Below are 18283 nucleotides of genomic sequence, written 5' to 3'. Positions count from 1 at the left end.
CAGGAGGAAAAGCTCATGCATAAGCTGTTGTTGTCGACTTCGGTGGGGATCCTCGCGCTGTTCGGGGCCGGCGTGGCGAGCGCCGACGAGCTGCTCGATCTCCAGAAGAACCCGAAGCAGTGGGCGTTGCCGACGGGCGACTACGCCAATCTGCGTTACTCGAAGCTGAAGCAGATCACCACCGAGAACGTCGGCAAGCTGGCTCCCGCTTGGAGCTTCTCGACCGGCGTGCTGCGCGGCCACGAAGGCGCGCCGCTCGTTATCGGCGACGTGATGTATCTGCATACGCCGTTCCCCAACATCGTCTACGCCCTCGATCTCAACAACGAAGGCAAGATCCTCTGGAAGTATGAGCCCAAGCAGGATCCGAGCGTCGTTCCGGTCATGTGCTGCGACACCGTGAATCGCGGTCTCGCCTATGGCGACGGCAAGATCTTCCTGGCCCAGGCCGACACCACCCTCGTCGCTCTCGACGCCAAGACCGGCAAGCTCGTCTGGTCGGTGAAGAACGGCGATCCGTCCAAGGGCGCCACCTCGACCGCCGCTCCGCACGTCTTCAAGGACAAGGTCCTCGTCGGCATCGCCGGCGGCGAGTTCGGCGTGCGCGGCAGCATCACCGCCTATGACGTCAAGGATGGCAAGCTCGCTTGGCGCGGCTATTCGGAAGGCCCGGACTCCGAGGTTCTGCTCGACCCCGAGAAGACCACCTTCCTCGGCAAGCCGGTCGGCAAGGATTCGTCTCTGAAGACCTGGGAAGGCGATCAGTGGCAGATCGGCGGCGGCACCACCTGGGGCTGGTATTCCTATGACCCCGAGCTGAACCTGATCTACTACGGCTCGGGCAATCCCTCGACCTGGAACCCCGCGCAGCGTCCCGGCGACAATCGCTGGTCCATGACCCTGTGGGCGCGCGACCTCAACACCGGCGTCGCCAAGTGGGTCTATCAGATGACTCCCCACGACGAGTGGGACTATGACGGCATCAACGAGGTGATCCTCGCCGATCAGACGATCGGCGGCGTGGCCCGCAAGACCGCCGTCCACTTCGATCGTAACGGCTTCGGCTACACGCTCGATCGCGTCACCGGCGAGCTGCTCGTCGCCGAGAAGTATGATCCGGCCGTCAACTGGGCGACCAAGGTCGATCAGGACAAGAACTCGCCGACCTATGGCCGTCCGCTCGTCGTCTCGAAATATTCGACGCAGCAGAACGGCGAGGACGTCAACACCAAGGGCGTCTGCCCGGCGGCTCTCGGCTCCAAGGACATGCAGCCGGCGTCCTTCGATCCGGACACGGGCCTGTTCTACGTGCCGACCAACCACGTCTGCATGGACTATGAGCCCTTCCGCGTCAGCTACACCGCGGGTCAGCCCTATGTCGGCGCGACGCTGGAGATGTTCCCGCCGCCCGGCGACAGCCACATGGGCAATTTCATCGCTTGGGACGCCCGCGTCGGCAAGATCGTCTGGTCCAATAAGGAGCAGTTCTCGGTCTGGTCCGGCACGGTCACGACCTCCGGCGGTCTCGCCTTCTACGGCACGCTCGAGGGCTATCTGAAGGCCGTCGATGTCAAGACCGGCAAGGAGCTCTACAAGTACAAGACTCCGTCGGGCATCATCGGCAATGTGATGACCTATGAGCACAAGGGCAAGCAGTATGTCGCGGTTCTGTCCGGCGTCGGCGGCTGGGCCGGCATCGGCCTCGCGGCCGGCCTGTCCAAGAGCAACGAAGGCCTCGGCGCGGTCGGCGGCTATAAGGCGCTGTCCGACTACACCGCTCTCGGCGGCGTGCTGACCGTCTTCTCTCTGCCCGACTACGCTCTGCCGATCGTCGCTCCGGCGAACTGATACGGCCAATAAAAAGATCAGCGCTCGGCGAACGCTCCTGGCGCGCGCCGAGCGCCTTGTTTGTGTGGATGGAAACTGCTGGAGGATGGCGTGATGAGACTGCCGCTCGTCGGGGCACTTGCCCTGAGCGTCTTCATGGGTGTTGGAACGACCGTGCGCGCCGAAGCGCCGGGAGACCCGACCGCGGTCAAGGAAGTGGACGGCAAGTGGTTCGACGCGCAGAGCAAGCCGACCTATAAGGTGCAGGCCGACGGCACGGTCGATTGGTACACTTTCTCCGGCTATCGCCGCTATCACGCCGAATGCCACGTCTGCCACGGCCCCAACGCCGAGGGCTCGACCTATGCGCCGGCGTTGAAGAATTCGGTCAAGAACTTCAATTACGAGGAGTTCTACGGCATCGTCGTCGGCGGCCGCGAGAACAAGCAGGCGGGCAATGACAGCGTCATGCCGGCTTTCGCCGACAATAAGAACGCCATGTGCTATATCGACGACCTCTACATCTATCTCCGCGCCCGTTCGACCGAGGCGGTCGGCCGCGGCCGTCCGGAGAAGAAGGCAGAGAAGCCGCCGGCTTTCGCCGAGGCCGAAGCGAAGTGCATGAGCGCCAAATAGTGATCGAGCGTCAGTCGAGGCTTCGCGCGCCGGCTGGCGGCGGAACCGGCCGAGGGCTCGTCATGTCGCGTCGTCTCACATTTTCCCTGGTCGCCGTCGCGGGCTTGCTCGCGACGGCCCCGGCACAGTCTCAATCGCCCGGTCTCGTGGCGCGTCCTCAAGGGGGCGTCGATGACGCGCGCGGCTCGATCGAGCTGATCGACCCCAAGATTCTGCGCGTCTGCGCCGATCCGAGCAATCTTCCCTTTTCCAACAGCGCCGGAGAGGGGTTCGAGAACAAGCTCGCGGAGTTCCTGGCCAAGAAGCTCGGCAAGGATATCGCCTATTCCTATTATCCGGGCGCGACCGGCTTCATCCGCAACACGCTCAATGCGCATTTGTGCGATGTGGTGATGGGAATGCCGCAGGGCGACGATCTCGTTCAGCCCACCAATCCCTATTATCGGACCTCCTATGCGGTGGTCTATCGCGCCGGCTCCGATCTCGAGGGGCTGACGTCGCTCGCCGATCCGCGCCTCGCCCAGAATAAGCGCATCGGCCTCGTCGCCAACACGCCGCCCGGCAATCTCCTGGCCCGCTATCGGCTGCTCGCGGCGGTGAAGCCCTATCCGCTCGTCGTCGATACGCGCGTCGACGCGCCGGGCGCCGATATGATCCATGATCTCGAGAGTGGCGCGATCGACGTCGCTATTCTCTGGGGGCCATTCGCCGGCTATCATGCGAAAAAATCCGGCGGCCGGCTGAAGCTGGCCCTGCTCAGCGGGGACAAGGGCGCGCGCATGAGCTTTCGCATCGCCATGGGGGTTCGCCATTCCGATCAGGAGTGGAAGCGCGAGCTCAATCGCATCATCGCCCAAAATCAGAACGAGATCGATCGATTGCTCGCTGATTTCGGCGTGCCGCTGATCGACGAATCCGACGCGCCGATCGCGCCCGCGCCCATCGCGTCCACGCCATGAGGCGCTGGCTCGGCGTCGCGCTCGGTCTCGCTGTTCTCGTTGCGGCGCCCGCCGCCGCCGAGACCGTTCCCGAGCCGGAGGGCTATCGGCTCTCCGATTTTCGCGCCGCCGTGCCCGCCACTCTGCGCGGCGCCCGCGTGATCGACACGCAGCAGGCCTTCGCCCTATGGCGCGACAAGGCCGCTGTCTTCATCGATGTCCTGCCGCGCCCGCCGAGGCCCGCGGGCCTGCCGCCCGATGCGGTGTGGCGCGACAAGCCGCGTTTCGACATTCCGGGCAGCGTCTGGCTTCCCGAGACCGGCTATGGCGAACTGCCGGAGGCCTCGCTCCGCTATTTCGAAAGCGGCCTCGCGCGCGTGACCGTGGAAGAAAAGAGTCGCCCGCTGGTCTTCTACTGCCTCGCCGATTGCTGGATGTCGTGGAACGCCGCCAAGCGCGCGCTCGCGCTCGGCTATTCCAACGTGTCCTGGTTCTCGCAGGGCACGGATGGCTGGGCCGCCGCCGGCCATCCGCTGGAGCCGCGCGAGCCTGAGCCCCGCGGCGAGCGCTGAGCCGCGCGTCAGTCCGTCTTCTTCGACAGCGACCACACCGCCGCGATGAAGAATCCCTTGCAGAGAGGCAGCAGCAGCAGGGTGGAGACGATAGTCGCGGACAGCACCAGCGCCGCCTCGGCGCCATAGGACAGAGTTGCGCGCGTCTCCAGAAAGATCAGCAGCGGAACGATGATATGAGCGACGACGCCGATGGTGAGCCAGGCCGGCCCATCGTCGGCGTCGACGCCGATGAAGCTCTCCGCGCAATGCGGGCAGGCGTCCGCGCGCTTCAGATAGCCGTCGAAGAGCGCGCCATTCCCACAGCGCGGGCATTTGCGCAGAAAGCCGCGCAGCAGCGCGGTCGTCGTCGTTGGCCGGGCAATCGTCGTCGGCGTCATGGGATTACTGCTTCTCCGCGCCGGGCGTCACGCCGAGCTCTGCGAGGCTGAAGGAGAGCTCGGGCGCGAGCGTGGGCTCGAGGCGCGCTGCGCTGGCGAGCTCGACGATCTCGGCATAGCCCGCCGCGCCCAGCCGGCGATGAATGAAGGTCACGGCCCGCACAGCGTCGACGACCCAGACCTCGCGCACGCCGAAAGCGGCATAGACGCCGATCTTGCGGCCCTTGTCATAGGCGAGGCTCGAATCGGCGATCTCGATCGCCAGCAGCACCGCCGGCCCATCGAGGGCGGAGAGGGGCAGATCGCGCGGAAAGACGCAGAAATCCGGCTCGACGAAAGTGCGTGCGTCTAGGCGCAGCGTGGTCTCCTGGGCGACTTCCAAATGCTGCGGAGCCGCGCGCTGCAAAAACCGATTAACCGCGATCTTCACCCATTCGTGTCGGGCGCCCTTCGGCGACATTGGCACGACCTCCCCGCCGATCAGCTCGAACCGCTCGTCTTCATCGATAATTCCGGCGCGGAGCATTTCCTCGATTTCCGCCACGCTCCAGCAACGCCGGGGGAGTCCCTCGGCGGCCTGAGTCTCGAGCGGAAGGCCGATCGGGCGCAGATGCGGGTTCATGCAGCGCAATATAGCGCAATCCGGGCGGGATTTCGCGTGTCAATATTGGCCGGCGAGCGTGGCTTCGAGAAGCGCGGCCTCCTCGGTCGAAAGATCGAAGAGATCATAGACGATCGCGTCGATCTCCCTTTCCCGGCTCTCGATCTCGGCGGAGAGGCGCGCTGCCTCGTCGGGGTCGCCCGTCTCGCTGCGCCGGCGGGCGGCCTCGCCATTGGCGCTCGCCAGGGCTGCGAGCCGTTCCGCGGCCTGCGGATCGAGATCGGGCAGCGGCAGCGGCTCCAAATATTGCGTCTTCAGCCGCAGCCGCCATTTGCCGCCGCGCAGCGGATTGGACACGGAATGCAGCACGAACCAGCAGAGGCGCGAATTGAGAAAGGCGAGCAGCGCGAGATCGGCGCAGGGCAGGCAGAAGCAGGTGGCGTCGATGAGGCCGCCGCTGTCGTCGAGCGCGAATTTCGGCCCTTGGGAAATATCCGGAAAGACGATCTTCGGCGCCGCGAAGCCGGCGCGATAGGCGAGCTGCGCCTGTTGCAGCTCGAACCATTTTTGTCGCGTGGCGCGGCCCTCGAGCCGTGAGCGCAGCGGCGCGAGCCACACCTCCACGGCGGGATATTCCGCAATGTCGAAAGCGCCTTTCGGCGCATCGACGAGCCAGTCCTCGCTCGCCGCGCGCCAGCGGCCGATGCTTCCACCGCGAGCATAGGGCTTCAAAATCTCGGCGCTGCGCGGATCGGCGGCGACGAGCGCGTCGCGTGCCGCCCGATCGAGCACGAAAGCGTCGTTGAGCCCCGTCTTGATCCCCCAGAGCGGCGATCCATAGACCTCGCGCAGCGTCTTGCGGCCCCGCGCGATCTTGTCGCGCAGACGCGCCAGCGCGTCCTCCTCGAAGCGCCAGACGGAGGCGCCGAGCCGCGCCTGCGGCATGCGCCGCGCATTCTCCGCAAACTCCGTTTCGAGGTCCTTCGGCGCGCGATCCTTCAACAGCAGAAAGGACACATCGTCGCGCTCGACGCTCTTTCTCAGCGTCACGATCGCCGGATAGGTGACGACGCCGTCGAAGACGCGCAGATCGCCGAAATCGACGACGCTTTCGATCGTCGCATTTTCGGCGAGGAAGCGGCGCAAGCTCTCGCCGGCGCCGGTGCGAAAGAAGCTCGACGAGGAGATGAAGCCCAGCCGTCCGCCGTCTTTCAGCAATCGCACGCCTTTTTCGAAGAAATAGGCGTAGAGATCAGCGCGCTCCGCGGCGACGGCGTAATGTTTCGCAAGATAGGGCTTCGCCGCTTTCAGATATTCCATCCGCACATAGGGCGGATTGCCGAGGACGATATCGAAGCCGCCTTCGCGCACCGCAATATCGTCGATGAGGCTATCGCCGGCGCGCAAATTGTCGTGCGGACCGTTTGGATCGAGAGCGAGCCTGAAGGCTAGCGGTCCGGTCGCCGCCTCGGACCGCGAGCCTTCGGGCTCGCTCGTCGCGGCGATCTGCGGGCATCGGCTCCATAGCACATGGCGCGCGGCTTCCACAGCGCGCGCATCTATGTCGACGCCGAAGAGATTATTGGCGATCGTCTCGCGCGCCGCATCGAGCGCGATCATCGCGCCGAGCGCCGTCTCCTCATAGTGTCGCGCCATTTCGTCGAAGGCGGCGTCGAGAAGCGCGCCATCGCCGCAGGCGGGATCGATGATCTTGAAGGATCGCAGAGCGTCGAGCCATGCGCGCCAGAAGGCGGGCGTCTCGCATCCGCCATGCTGCGCGACGAGAGCGGCGCGCCGCTCGTCGAGCGATTGCGCGATGGTGCGGGCGACGAGAAAACGGGCGATTGGAGCGGGCGTGTAGACGACGCCGCGGCGCTTGCGCTCGGCTCGGCGCGAGGCGTTGGAGGCGCGTTCATCCAAGGTGGAAGGCTTCGGCTCGATACGAACAATTGGCGACTTGAAACAAAATGGCCGGCGCGAGGCCGGCCATTCGATATCAATTGTCCAAGAAGCTCCGCAGCTTCCGCGAGCGGCTCGGATGCTTCAGCTTCCTCAGCGCCTTCGCCTCGATCTGGCGGATGCGCTCGCGCGTCACCGAGAATTGCTGGCCGACTTCCTCGAGCGTATGGTCGGTGTTCATGCCGATGCCGAAGCGCATGCGCAGCACGCGTTCTTCACGCGGGGTGAGGGAGGCCAGCACGCGCGTCGTCGTCTCGCGGAGGTTGGACTGGATCGCCGCCTCGATCGGGAGAATGGCGTTCTTGTCCTCGATGAAATCGCCGAGATGCGAATCCTCCTCGTCGCCGATCGGCGTCTCCAGGCTGATCGGCTCCTTGGCGATCTTCAGCACCTTGCGCACTTTTTCGAGCGGCATGGCGAGCTTCTCGGACAGCTCCTCCGGCGTCGGCTCGCGGCCGATCTCGTGCAGCATCTGGCGCGAGGTGCGCACGATCTTGTTGATCGTCTCGATCATATGCACCGGAATGCGGATCGTGCGCGCCTGATCCGCGATGGAACGCGTGATCGCCTGCCGAATCCACCAGGTGGCGTAGGTCGAGAACTTGTAGCCGCGGCGATATTCGAACTTATCGACCGCTTTCATCAGGCCGATATTGCCTTCCTGAATGAGGTCCAGGAACTGCAGGCCGCGATTGGTGTATTTCTTGGCGATGGAGATCACGAGGCGCAGATTGGCCTCGACCATCTCCTTCTTCGCCTGCCGGGCCTCGCGCTCGCCCTTTTGAACCATATGGACGATCTTGCGGAACTCGGCGATCTCGAGGCCGGTCTCGGTGGCCAGCGCGTGAATCTCGCCGCGCAGCTCCTTGATCCGGTCTTTCTCGTTGGCGACGAATTCCTTCCAGCCGCGCGAGCCGAGCTTGGAGACGCGCATGATCCATTTCGGATCGAGCTCCGAGCCCTGGAACTTGTCGATGAAGTCCTCGCGCTGCACGCCCTGCGCATCGGCGAGGCGCAGCAGCTTGGTCTCATAGCCGATGAGACGCTTATTGATGTCGTAGAGCTGCTCGACCAGCGCCTCGATACGGTTCTGGTTCAAGGAGAGAGACTTCACATCCGTGACGATCTCTTTCTTGAGCTGCTTGTATTTGCGGTCCTGAGCCGGGGTCAGCGTCTCATTCTTGAGCTTGTTCTCGACATTCTGATCCTGCAGCCGGCGCAGCTTCTTATAGGCGTCGGCGACGCGGGCGAAAGTCTCCAGCACCTTGGGCTTCAGCTCGGTCTCCATGGCGGAGAGCGAGACGGAATTCTCGAGGTCGTCCTCTTCCTCGAAAGCCTCCTCCGGCGGCGCGCCGGCTTCGCCCAGCGCGGCCGGCGGCGAGCGCGGCGCGGTGGCGGGCGCGAGATCGGACGGCGTGACCGGAGGCTTGCCGGCGTTCTTGCCCTCGGGGCCGGCGTAGGTGGCCTCGAGATCGATGATGTCGCGCAGCAGGACCTTGCCGGCCTCCAGCTCCTCGCGCCAGATGATGATGGCTTGGAAGGTCAGCGGGCTCTCGCAGAGACCGGCGATCATCGCCTCGCGGCCGGCCTCGATGCGCTTGGCGATGGCGATCTCGCCCTCGCGCGACAGCAGCTCCACCGAGCCCATCTCGCGCAGATACATGCGGACGGGATCGTCGGTGCGGTCGGCGGGCTCGGAGGTGCGCGTCGCGACGGCGGTGGCGCGGGTGGATTCGACGACCTCGCCGCCCTCGGCCTCCTCCTCCTCCTGCTGCTCCTCGCCCTCTGCGTCGTCGGGATCTTCGCCCTCGGAGACGGTGATTCCCATCTCCTGCAGCATGGCGTAAACGTCCTCGATCTGGTCGGAGGACACTTCCTCAGACGGCAGAACGGCGTTCAGCTCGGTATAAGTGACGAAGCCGCGCTTCTTGGCGAGCTTGATCATCCGCTTGACGGCGGCGTCGTTGAGGTCGAGCAGAGGACCGTCGGCGGTTTCCACCGCCACTGCGCCCTCGTTTTCGACTTTCTCGTCGTCTTTTTTCGCCATTCTTCGCTCCAAGCCCCACCCCACGCCGCCTTCCCGAGCCGAAGGCTGCGCCATGCCGGGATCGTTCACTTTTCCGCTCGCCGCATTTTAACGAAAAACCACAGCGTCGACCGCATGACAAGACGGCGGACCCCGCAGAGGACCCTACCGATTCGTCCGAGCCCACAGTCGCGGCCAGGGCTTAACTTTCGCCTAACCAAATCGGTAGAGCTTTGGCTCGCGGGCCGTTCGGCTTACGGGTCAAAGGCTTCTAAGCGAACGGCCCGATTGGGAACCGAACCCGTCGAGAGCGGCTTCGGTTCCATCGAGCGCGTTCAATTGCGCCTGAATATCGCTTAAGCGCGCGGAATCTTGGTCGTTGGGCGCGATCGCCAACCTCGCCTCGATTTTCCGAAGTTCTTTATCTAATGCGCGCACGCGATGTTGCAAGACGAGAGCTTGGCGCAGGCTTTCGGCGGCGTCGGCCGGGGCCGCCTCGGCGCGCACGCTCCACAGCGTCGCATGGGCGCCCATTCCTGCCAATTTCTCGCAAAATGCTTCTAGCCCGGCGGCGGCGGCGGCGCGAGCGAATTCTTCGCGCCCTCCGGCCCCGTCGGCGAGGCTGCGCACCAGCACGGCGCGCAGCCTCTCGCCCTCCGCCGAGGCGAAATCGAGCGCCGTCACCGCCTCCAGATGGGCGGCGAGAAGCTCCGGGTGATTCAGGAGAATCAGCAAAATGAGCGCCTCGCGCGGCGTGATGGCCGGCTTCGTGCCGCGATAGAGCGGGGAATTGGCGAGGGCCGCGCCGATGGTCAGCGGGCCGCGCATGGGCTCCGCATCGCGGCGGAAGCGTTGCTGCTGTCCGCCGGGGCGGCGCCCCTCGGGCCGACGCTGAAATTGGCCGCGCGTGCGGCCGAACAGCGAATCGCAGCGGTCGGAGAATTCTTTTTGATAGTGCCGGCGCAAACTCTCGTCGGCGATGGCGCGGCCGAGCTCGGCGAGGCGACGCTCGAGCCCGGCGCGGCGCTCGGGCGTGTCGAGCGGGACGCCCTCCGTCTCCCGCGCCCATATCAGATCGACCAGAGGGCGCGCCGCGGCCACGGCTGTGGCCAAGGCGGACGGGCCGGCGGAGCGCAAGAGCTCGTCCGGATCCTGGCCGTCCGGCAGCAGCACGAAGCGCAGGCTGCGGCAGGGGCCGATCAGCGGCAGGGCCGTGTCGATCGCCCGAAAGGCGGCGTTGCGGCCGGCCTTGTCGCCGTCGAAGCAGAGAATTGGCTCCTCGGCGTGGTTCCACAGCAGGCCGCATTGCTCGGCCGTCAGCGCCGTCCCCAGCGGCGCCACCGTCTGCGGAAAGCCGGCCGCGGTCATGGCGATGACATCGACATAGCCCTCGACGGCGATGATGTTTCCCGCTTCATGAGCGGGTTTGCGGGCGTTGTGCAGATTGTAGAGCGTCGCGCCCTTGTGGAAGAGCGGCGTCTCCGGCGAGTTGAGATATTTGGCCTTGGCGTCCTTCTCCATCGCCCGCCCGCCGAAGGCGATGACGCGGCCGGAGCGGTCCGCGATCGGAAACATGATCCGATTGCGGAAACGATCATAGGGGACGGCGATGTCCTCGCCATGGACGAGCAGGCCGGCCTCGATCATCGTCTCGACGCTGGCGCCCTTGCCGGCGAGATGGTCGCGCAGCGCATAGCGCTCGCTCGGCCCGTAGCCTAGCCGAAACTGCGCCTGCTCTCTTTCACCTAGTTCACGGCGGGCGAGATAGGCGCGCGCCTCGGCGCCGGCGGGGCCGCGCAGCTGCTTCTCGAAGAATTGCGCCGCCCATTCCAGCACCTCGGTCAGCGAGCCGCGGCGCTGCTCCGCCTCCTGCGCCTCTTTGGTTTCCACCGGCATGGGCAGGCCGGCCATGCCGGCGAGCCGCTCGACCGCCTCGGGAAAGGTGAGGCCCTCCGTCTCCATCAGAAAGGTGAAGCCGTCCCCATGCTTGCCGGAGGAGAAGTCTTTGTAGAAGCCCTTCTGGTCATTGACATAGAAGGAGGGCGTCTTCTCCGCCTGAAAGGGCGAAAGCCCGCGCCACTCGCGCCCCTCCTTCTTGAGCTTGACCTTCTTCGACACCACTGCCGAGACCGGCACGCGGGCGCGAATTTCATCGAGGAAGGAGGGAGGGTATCGCATTGTGTCTTTTATGGCCTTCGTCGATCGAGCGAAGCTGCTCGCGCCCCCTCCCCCAGCCCTCCCCCGCTTCGCGGGAGAGGGGGCAGATTCGGCGCTTCATCCATGTCTCGCGAGAATCGGCGCCGCCTCCCTCTCCCGCGAAGCGGGGGAGGGTGAGGGAGGGGGCCTTTCGGTCGTCGGATCGAATGACGCGGGCCACTCGTAGCATTGTCGGCGCATTCGGCGCGCGCCGCATGGGCTTTTTGCCCGCTAACCACACGGGGGCTACGGCGCGTTCGACACGGAATACGATCGTATATACGAATTGCTTCGACCAGCGCTAGGCGAGGGCAAATCGATCATCCCGTCGAAGAGGGGCGCCTCTCACGCAGGCTCGCGCACTTTTTCCTTCTGCGGCGCTGTTTCCGTCGCGCCGGCGCGAGCGGGCAGCTGCTTGGGCCGATAGGCGGGGTCGATCTCCGCTTTTTCGCGCACCGGGCCGAAATCCTCACCGGAGTCGATAGGGCGGATGTAGTCGCCGCTCCAGGTCACATATTTGGCGAGGCGCTGATCGTCGAGCGGATAGACGGAGGGCAGGCCGAGCGTCGCCGGCAGCTTCACGAGCAGCACGGTCGCCAGTCGATAGAGGAATGTCTGGCTGTTCTGAATCTTCTCGGCCGGATCGGGTCCGAAGGGCCGGGTGAAGGAGAGCTTCACATTGGCGAAGTTCAAAAGCTTCAGGCCATTATCGGCGGCGCGCTCAGCCATCCACACCAGCGCATAGTCGGAGAGGCCGTGCTCCTCATAGCCGCCGCCGACATTGGAGTGCACGCCCGGAAACCAGCGCTCGGTGTAGAAGGGAAAGCCGCGCTCGGCGATGTTTCTCGCATTGCGCTCGCGATGATAGTCGGTGAGCGCGATCGGCGTCGGCCGGAAGGGCCAGCGACGCTCGTCCGCCGCCAGCGCGTGATAGGCGGAATCGACGCTCGTGCTCAGCGTCACATCGTGAAAGCTCGTGTGGAAGAATTTGTCGATGAGCCGGCCGAGAATTTCGCCATAGGGTGCGCCGAGCGCGCCGACCGTGTCCCACACGCCGAGGAATTTGACCTTGGCGGGATAGGGATGGCAATTCTCGTCGCGGAATGTCTGCGCGGAGGCGCCGCCCGGGCGCCACTCCTCGGCCCTGTCCTTGTAATGGTCATAGGCGATGGAGACGAGCGGCAGATTCCAGCGTTGCAGCACGCCGAGATTGTGAATGAGGCCGGCGATGCTGCGCGCCGTATAGGCGCCGCGGCTGAAGCCGAAGAGATAGATGTCGTCGCCCGGTTCGTAATTGCTGACGATGAAGGCGTAGGCGTCCTTGATATTGTCGGAGATGCCGAAGCCGAATGCGCCGCCGACGACCTTCTCGTCTTTGCGTGTGCCGACTCCGGCGATGTAATGGGTGAGCTGCGGATTGCCGTCGGCGTCGGCGAAATCCGTTCCTTGCAGCATTCTGACGACATTGGTGCCGCGCTTCGTCGGCTCGTTCCAGGTGCCGTCGCAAAAGATCACGAGCTTCTTCTTGGGCTTGGTCTCTGACATAATCGTCTCTTTCGCAAAAATCGGAGCGTCGAGAAAAATCGCGCGCCGCAATAGCGTGTTTTCGAGCGAAGCGGGAACCGGATCGCGTGAAGAAAACACGACAAAACAAGGAGATATAGAGTGATTCCGGTTCAATCTGCACCGGCGTCACGCTAGCGGATCGCTGCGGCGCGCAAAAAGCCGCCCAGCGAAATGCTCAGCCTAGCCGAGCTTTCCGCGGGGCGCCAGATCGGTGCGCGAAACTGATGCGACCAGAACTCAGAAGGGCAGCGGGCCGGTGATCGACACGCGCACGGCCGGCGGTTCCATCGGCTTGAAATGACGGCCCATCACGCCGACCGAGCAGACATTGCCCGGCGCGACGCCCGCCTTGCACAGGCCATAGAGCGGATCGGAGGGGATCAGCGATCCGTAGCCATAGGTGATCATGTCGGAGCGCGAATTGGTGACGTTGAACGCGTCGGCCTGAATGCTCCAGCCATTGTCGAAGCGATAGCCGGCGCGCAGATTGAGCGTTCCGGTCGCCGGCGATTTGAAGGCGCCGTCCTCGGTCAGCGGGCGCTCGCCGAGATAGCGATAGCGCAGCGCCGCGAAGGGGCCGGTCGCCTCGCCCACCTCGATCTGGCCCATGGCGACGATGTTGGGCGAATCGGGAATGTAATTGCCGGGGGCGTTGCCGACATAGGTTCCATATTGGAACGAGCCGGGCTGCAGAAGATCGATCCAGGCGAGCGCCTGCTGCTGGTCGACGCCGCGGAAACGCGCATGCGACAGGGAAACGCTGCCCTCCATCCGCAGCCAGGAGGTGGGCGTGTAGTGATTGATGATCTCCACGCCATAGCGCCGGCTCGGCCGGCCGAAGGCCGTGCTGCCGGAATCGCCCTCGAACTGATTCTCCGAATCATTGTTCAGCCACCAGAAGGCGACCGAGGATTCGAGCCCGTCGAGCAGGCGCGTGGTCCGCACGCCGATCTCGGCGCCGCGCTGCTTCACCAGCAGGGGAATGGTCGCCACGTTGGAGCCGTCGGCCGGGCTCAGCCGGGTCACGGTTCCGCGCACGTCGGTCGAATGCAGCCCCTCGCCGAAATTGAGGAACAGCTCGGTCTGCTCGAAGGGGCCGATGACGACGCCGACCTTCGGGCTGCCCATCGTCGCCGATTTGGAGCCGCTGTTCCATGGGCCGGTCCAGATCGGATCGCCATTCCCGTCCTTGGGCGCGGAGAGCGGGTCTTGGAGGCTGCCGACGCTGGCGGCGAAATAGTCGAAGCGCACGCCGCCGGTGGCGCGCAGCCAGGGCGAGAAGCGAACAGTGGTGTCGGTCCAAAGGCTAACGCTGCCTTCCGCCACATGGCTGTTGGTGATCGTGTCATAGGGCTGGCGCCGCCAGCTGTCCTGGAGGCCGAGACGAATATTGTCGTAGCGGCTCTCGAGGCCGATGCGCGACTCGATCGGCAGGCCGGCGAGCTCGTATTTATAGGCGTGCTGCGCTTTGACGCCGAGCACGGTGCGCCGGTCGAATTGGCGGAACTGGTCGCCGACGTCGGGATGCGAGAGGAAATAGGTGAAATTATTGTAGAGATCGAGCGTCGAGCGTATCGCGTAGGCTTCCACGCGCGAGGAATGCGCGCCCTCCGTCTGGCTCCAGCGCGCCGAGAGGCTGAAGCGCGAAGCGTCGCCGCCGTCGGTGCTGTCGATATTGCCCCACAGCGGAAGGACGCCGCCATAGACGGCGCGCGACGGGATCTGGTCGGTGGAGAACCAGCGGTTGGCGTAGGCCATGGCCGTGATCGAGAGGCCGTCCTCCTGCGTGCCGCGCGACCAGCGCAGCACCGAATTGATCTTGCGCATCTCGTCCGGCCGCGTCCATGGGCCGTTGTATATGCTCGACTCGATGGCGGTGAGCAGATTGCCGCCATTCACCTCGAAGCTCTTGGCGCCGAGCAGGCGGCCATAGGCGAAGCTGCCACCCGTCGCCCGGAAGAAGCCGTGGTCGAGCTTGTCGATATATTGCATATCGACCGCGCCGGCCGAGGAGAAGTCGCCCTTGTCGGCGTAATAGGGGCCTTTGCGGCCGACGACGGAGGAGAGCAGCTCCGGGATCAGGAAATTGGCGTCCGCATAGCCCTGGCCGTGGCCATGCGTGCGCATGTTGATCGGCATGCCGTCCAGCGTCAGCGAGAAATCAGTGCCGTGGTCGAGCTGGAAGCCGCGCAGAAAATACTGGTTCGCCTTGCCTTCGCCGCTGTGCTGCGTGACCGAGAGGCCGGGGACGATCTCGAGCGCCTCGCCCGGACGTGCAAAGGGCACGGCGTTGACCTGCTGGCCGCTGAAGATGGTCTCGCTGGCCGCCTCGATCCTCACCTTCGCCTTTTGCGCGTCTTCCGAGCGCGCGGCGGCCGCCGCCGGCGTCGCGGCCGCGATCGGCGCGCCGACGTCTATGTCCGGCAGAGCCTCCTGAGCGAGGGCGGCGCCGCCGAAAAGCGCAGCCGTCAGGGCCAATGCTGAGATTTCGCCAATGCGCCGGCCGGTCATCGCTGCTCCCCCGTATGATTTTTTACTAATCTGATCATACGAGAGGGGGCGGGTCAACGACCGCCTACGGATTTACCCGCAGCGTTGCATTTCCGTCACAGGGCTCAGGCGTGGCTATGGCCGTGGTGAGGCTTTTGCGTGGAGGCGCTCTCCGGCGAATGCGCCTCGCCGGGCGCGACGACGAGCTGGCCGTAGCGCACGCCGCGCTCGCCGATCACATGTCGGGCAAAATGCTCCACCTCGGATTTGCGGCCGCGCAGCAGCGAGACCTCGAGGCAGGTCTCGGCGTCGACATGCACATGCAGGGCGGCGATGGAGAGATCGGCGTGGCTGTGATGGTCGTGCATCAGCCGCTTCGACAATTGCCGCGTCTCGTGATCGTAGAGATAGACGAGCGCGCCGATGCAAGGGCGGTCGCTGTCATCGACCTTGGGCTGCTTCATGAGGCCGGCGCGCACGAGATCGCGCACCGCCTCCGAGCGATTCTGATGCCCGCCGGCCTCCATATACTGGTCGAGAGCGGCCATGAGATCGTCGTCGATGGTCATGGTGACACGCTGCATATCGGACGCTCCCCTCGCGGCGGTCCCGGATTCCAATGAAAAGCTCCGGCCGCATGTCGTTGTTTTTACCCGTCCGGGCGCGGCCCCGCAATCGCGCGCGGGCCGAGCGGCGCGCGGTCTTGTCCATTTTCGCGGCGTCGGGCATTGTCGCGGCCCCGCCCGTCAGGCTTGCCCGGAGTCCTTCGAAAATGAGCTGGTCGTTGAAATGCTTGCCGCTCGTCGTCGCCGCATTGCTCGCATCGATCGCGCCGGCCTTCGCCCATACGGCGGATATTTCCACCGCTAAGGTCACGCCCGAAAAGGACCATTCCTATCGGGTAGACGTCGGCTTTCTGGCGACCGATCTCGAGCGCATCTTCTCGCAGACCATGGCGGAGCGCTCCGGCGTCGAGCTATCGCAGCCCGGTGTGCTGGAGGCCGAGATCGGCAAGCTGATTCAGCGCCGGGTCTCCATGCATGACGCCGATGGCCACGCCTGTTCCGGCCGCGTGGACTATTCCGGAGAGGACCCCACCAATGCGGACAGCGCATTGGTGACGCTGACGTTCGACTGCGCCAGCGTTTCCGGCCAGATTTTCTACGACGCGAAAGAGCTTCTGGCGGCCGCGGGCTCCAAGGCCAAGCATCTCGTCACGCTGACCGGCCCCAACGCCGGCGAGACCATGCTCTATCCCACCGATGTGCCGCTCGATCTTTCGAAGCCGCTGGAGACGGTGTGGCAGCTGATGTGGAAATTCGTGCAGGCCGGCGTCGAGCATATTCTCACCGGCTACGACCACATTTCCTTCCTCATCGCCATTCTTCTCTGGGCGACGCGCGTTTGGCCGGTAGTGAAGATCGTCACCGCCTTCACCGTCTCGCATTCGGTCACTCTGTCGCTGGCGGCGCTCGATATCGTCACGCTGCCCTCGCAATGGGTGGAGGCGGCGATCGCCGCCTCGATCATCTATGTCGCGGTCGAGAATTTCTTCTCGCGCCGCGTCGATGGACGCTGGCGCGACACGTTTCTCTTCGGCTTCGTCCATGGCTTCGGCTTCGCCAGCGGGCTGAAGGAGCTGGGCGTGCCGGCGGATGCGGTTCTACCCGCGCTCGCCTCCTTCAACATAGGCGTCGAGCTCGGACAGGTGGCGATCGTGCTGGTCTTCGTGCCGGCGCTGCTCTTCATCGACAAGCAGACCGGCGGCAAGCGCAGCCCGCAGCTCGTCTATGCGCTCTCGGCGGTGATCGCGCTGCTCGGCGCCTATTGGCTGCTGGAGCGCGTCGGCGCGCTGGACTTCGTGCTCGCCCATTTTGGCCATTCGGTCTGAGCGGCGGGAGCGCGGCGGCTTCGCGCAGCCGCGCTCCGTCGAATGGGCGTCGCTCGGCCGGGTCACTTGGTGACGATGAAGGACCCGAGAATGCCGCCGAGCAGCGCGCCGATGATCACGGTCCCGATCGCGGCGGGAAAGCCGACGACGCCAGCGCCCATCACAGCGCCGAGCACGGCCCCGACCCCCGCGAAAATATAGGCGTTCCGCGACATCAGACGGTCGACTTGGTCTTCTTCGGCCATGGTACTCTCCGTTGTTCTCTCTTGCTGGCCCTCGGACGAAGGGCTGGCTCCGCATGTCTCTAGCTAGCGCGCGCCGCACGGCGGCAAGGGCGGGCCGCGGAAGCCTCACGCGAAATCGCCGATTCGATTAGGATGACGCCCATGACACCGGATGATCTCGTCTCGCGCCTCCTCTATCGGGATGGGCTGATGCTCGTCGTCGACAAGCCCGCCGGCCTGCCTGTGCATCGCGGCCCCAAGGGCGGCGAGAATCTGGAGGATCATTTCGACGCGCTGCGCTTCGGCTTGCCGCGCGCGCCGGCGCTCGCGCATCGGCTCGATCGCGACACCTCGGGCTGCCTCGTGCTCGGCCGCCACCGCAAGGCGCTGGAGCGGCTCGGCAAGCTGTTTCACGACGGGCGCATCAAAAAGACCTATTGGGCGATCGTCGAAGGCGCGCCTTCGGAGGAGGAGGGCCATATCGATATGGCGCTCGGCAGGCTCGATTCGACGCGCGGCTGGTGGATGCGTCCCGATCCGCTGGGCCAGCCGGCGCAGACCGATTGGCGCATGCTCGGCCGCGCCCGCGACGCGCAGGGCAATGATCTCGCCTTCCTCGAGCTGAGGCCGCAGACCGGCCGCACGCATCAGCTGCGCGTTCATTGCCAGGCCATGGGCTGGCCCATGCTCGGCGATCCCGTCTATGGCCATGGCAAGCGCGAAGGCGCGCCGCCGCTGCATCTTCACGCGCGCGAGATCGACATTCCGATGCGCGAGAACAAGGAGCGCATCGTCGTGCGCGCCCCGGCGCCCGCGCACATGCGCGAGGCGCTGGCGCTCTGCGGATGGAGCGCGGAGGCGGAATGATATTTCTCCCTCTCCCCGCGCGAGCGGGGAGAGGGCCGGGGTGAGGGGCTCGGGGCGTTTTCCGTTTGTGGCTCATGCCCTGGCCCCTCATCCTCACCTTCTCCCCGCGA

15 protein-coding genes are annotated in these 18283 nt (G+C 65.2%); 6 read left to right on the top strand and 9 right to left on the bottom strand.

From position 1 onward, the window contains the following. The first annotated feature begins 15 nt into the window (after positions 1 to 15). From xoxF5 to METLW3_RS0118210, 4 genes are all read left to right on the top strand, one after another. Complete coding sequence (gene xoxF5, locus METLW3_RS0118225) at positions 16 to 1848, top strand: lanthanide-dependent methanol dehydrogenase XoxF5 (protein WP_024881261.1); 1833 nt, start codon at positions 16 to 18, stop codon at positions 1846 to 1848. 135 nt (positions 1849 to 1983) lie between these two features. Next, positions 1984 to 2463 (top strand): c-type cytochrome, methanol metabolism-related, encoded by a 480-nt coding sequence (locus tag METLW3_RS0118220; protein WP_024881260.1) that lies wholly within the window; start codon positions 1984 to 1986, stop codon positions 2461 to 2463. A 62-nt stretch (positions 2464 to 2525) separates the two neighbouring features. Beyond that, positions 2526 to 3422 carry a substrate-binding domain-containing protein gene (locus METLW3_RS0118215; protein ID WP_024881259.1) on the top strand — a complete coding sequence of 299 codons (897 nt, stop codon included), beginning with the start codon at positions 2526 to 2528 and terminating at the stop codon, positions 3420 to 3422. Then, the gene (locus tag METLW3_RS0118210; RefSeq protein WP_024881258.1) at positions 3419 to 3973 is read left to right on the top strand and encodes a PQQ-dependent catabolism-associated CXXCW motif protein; all 555 of its coding nucleotides are present in this window, start codon (positions 3419 to 3421) and stop codon (positions 3971 to 3973) included. The genes METLW3_RS0118215 and METLW3_RS0118210 overlap by 4 nt, the downstream gene beginning before the upstream one ends. Positions 3974 to 3981: 8 nt before the next feature. Here METLW3_RS0118210 and METLW3_RS0118205 read toward each other — a convergent pair whose 3' ends face one another. From METLW3_RS0118205 to nikR, 8 genes are all read right to left on the bottom strand, one after another. After that, complete coding sequence (locus METLW3_RS0118205) at positions 3982 to 4353, bottom strand: DUF983 domain-containing protein (protein WP_036309023.1); 372 nt, start codon at positions 4351 to 4353, stop codon at positions 3982 to 3984. A 4-nt stretch (positions 4354 to 4357) separates the two neighbouring features. Next, positions 4358 to 4879, bottom strand: a complete 522-nt coding sequence (locus tag METLW3_RS0118200) for a Uma2 family endonuclease (RefSeq protein WP_245267401.1) — start codon at positions 4877 to 4879, stop codon at positions 4358 to 4360. 135 nt (positions 4880 to 5014) lie between these two features. Next, the gene (locus METLW3_RS0118195) at positions 5015 to 6874 is read right to left on the bottom strand and encodes an N-6 DNA methylase (RefSeq protein WP_024881255.1); all 1860 of its coding nucleotides are present in this window, start codon (positions 6872 to 6874) and stop codon (positions 5015 to 5017) included. 76 nt (positions 6875 to 6950) lie between these two features. Next, a complete protein-coding gene (rpoD, locus tag METLW3_RS0118190; protein ID WP_024881254.1) occupies positions 6951 to 8960 on the bottom strand; it encodes an RNA polymerase sigma factor RpoD in 2010 nt (669 codons plus the stop codon). 240 nt (positions 8961 to 9200) lie between these two features. Then, the gene (gene dnaG, locus METLW3_RS0118185) at positions 9201 to 11117 is read right to left on the bottom strand and encodes a DNA primase (protein ID WP_024881253.1); all 1917 of its coding nucleotides are present in this window, start codon (positions 11115 to 11117) and stop codon (positions 9201 to 9203) included. Between the two features lie 363 nt (positions 11118 to 11480). Continuing rightward, a complete protein-coding gene (locus METLW3_RS0118180; RefSeq protein WP_036309770.1) occupies positions 11481 to 12680 on the bottom strand; it encodes a DUF2235 domain-containing protein in 1200 nt (399 codons plus the stop codon). 258 nt (positions 12681 to 12938) lie between these two features. Beyond that, a complete protein-coding gene (locus METLW3_RS0118175; protein WP_024881251.1) occupies positions 12939 to 15212 on the bottom strand; it encodes a TonB-dependent receptor in 2274 nt (757 codons plus the stop codon). A 104-nt stretch (positions 15213 to 15316) separates the two neighbouring features. Further along, positions 15317 to 15775 (bottom strand): nickel-responsive transcriptional regulator NikR, encoded by a 459-nt coding sequence (nikR, locus tag METLW3_RS0118170; protein WP_024881250.1) that lies wholly within the window; start codon positions 15773 to 15775, stop codon positions 15317 to 15319. A gap of 188 nt (positions 15776 to 15963) precedes the next feature. Here nikR and METLW3_RS0118165 point away from each other — a divergent pair, with 188 nt between their 5' ends. Beyond that, positions 15964 to 17082: a HupE/UreJ family protein gene (locus METLW3_RS0118165; RefSeq protein ID WP_036309017.1), complete on the top strand. Its 1119-nt coding sequence runs from the start codon at positions 15964 to 15966 to the stop codon at positions 17080 to 17082. Positions 17083 to 17144: 62 nt separating this feature from the next. Here the strand turns inward: METLW3_RS0118165 and METLW3_RS0118160 are convergent, their stop codons facing one another. Continuing rightward, the gene (locus tag METLW3_RS0118160) at positions 17145 to 17327 is read right to left on the bottom strand and encodes a hypothetical protein (RefSeq protein WP_024881248.1); all 183 of its coding nucleotides are present in this window, start codon (positions 17325 to 17327) and stop codon (positions 17145 to 17147) included. A 132-nt stretch (positions 17328 to 17459) separates the two neighbouring features. Here METLW3_RS0118160 and METLW3_RS0118155 point away from each other — a divergent pair, with 132 nt between their 5' ends. Next, positions 17460 to 18173: an RNA pseudouridine synthase gene (locus METLW3_RS0118155; RefSeq protein WP_036309015.1), complete on the top strand. Its 714-nt coding sequence runs from the start codon at positions 17460 to 17462 to the stop codon at positions 18171 to 18173. Positions 18174 to 18283 lie beyond the last annotated feature (110 nt).

Origin of the sequence: Methylosinus sp. LW3 (assembly GCF_000527115.1) — a bacterium.
Lineage (GTDB): Bacteria > Pseudomonadota > Alphaproteobacteria > Rhizobiales > Beijerinckiaceae > Methylosinus.
The sequence above is the reverse complement of the archived record's forward strand: the minus strand, read 5'-3'. Positions and strand labels throughout refer to the sequence as shown.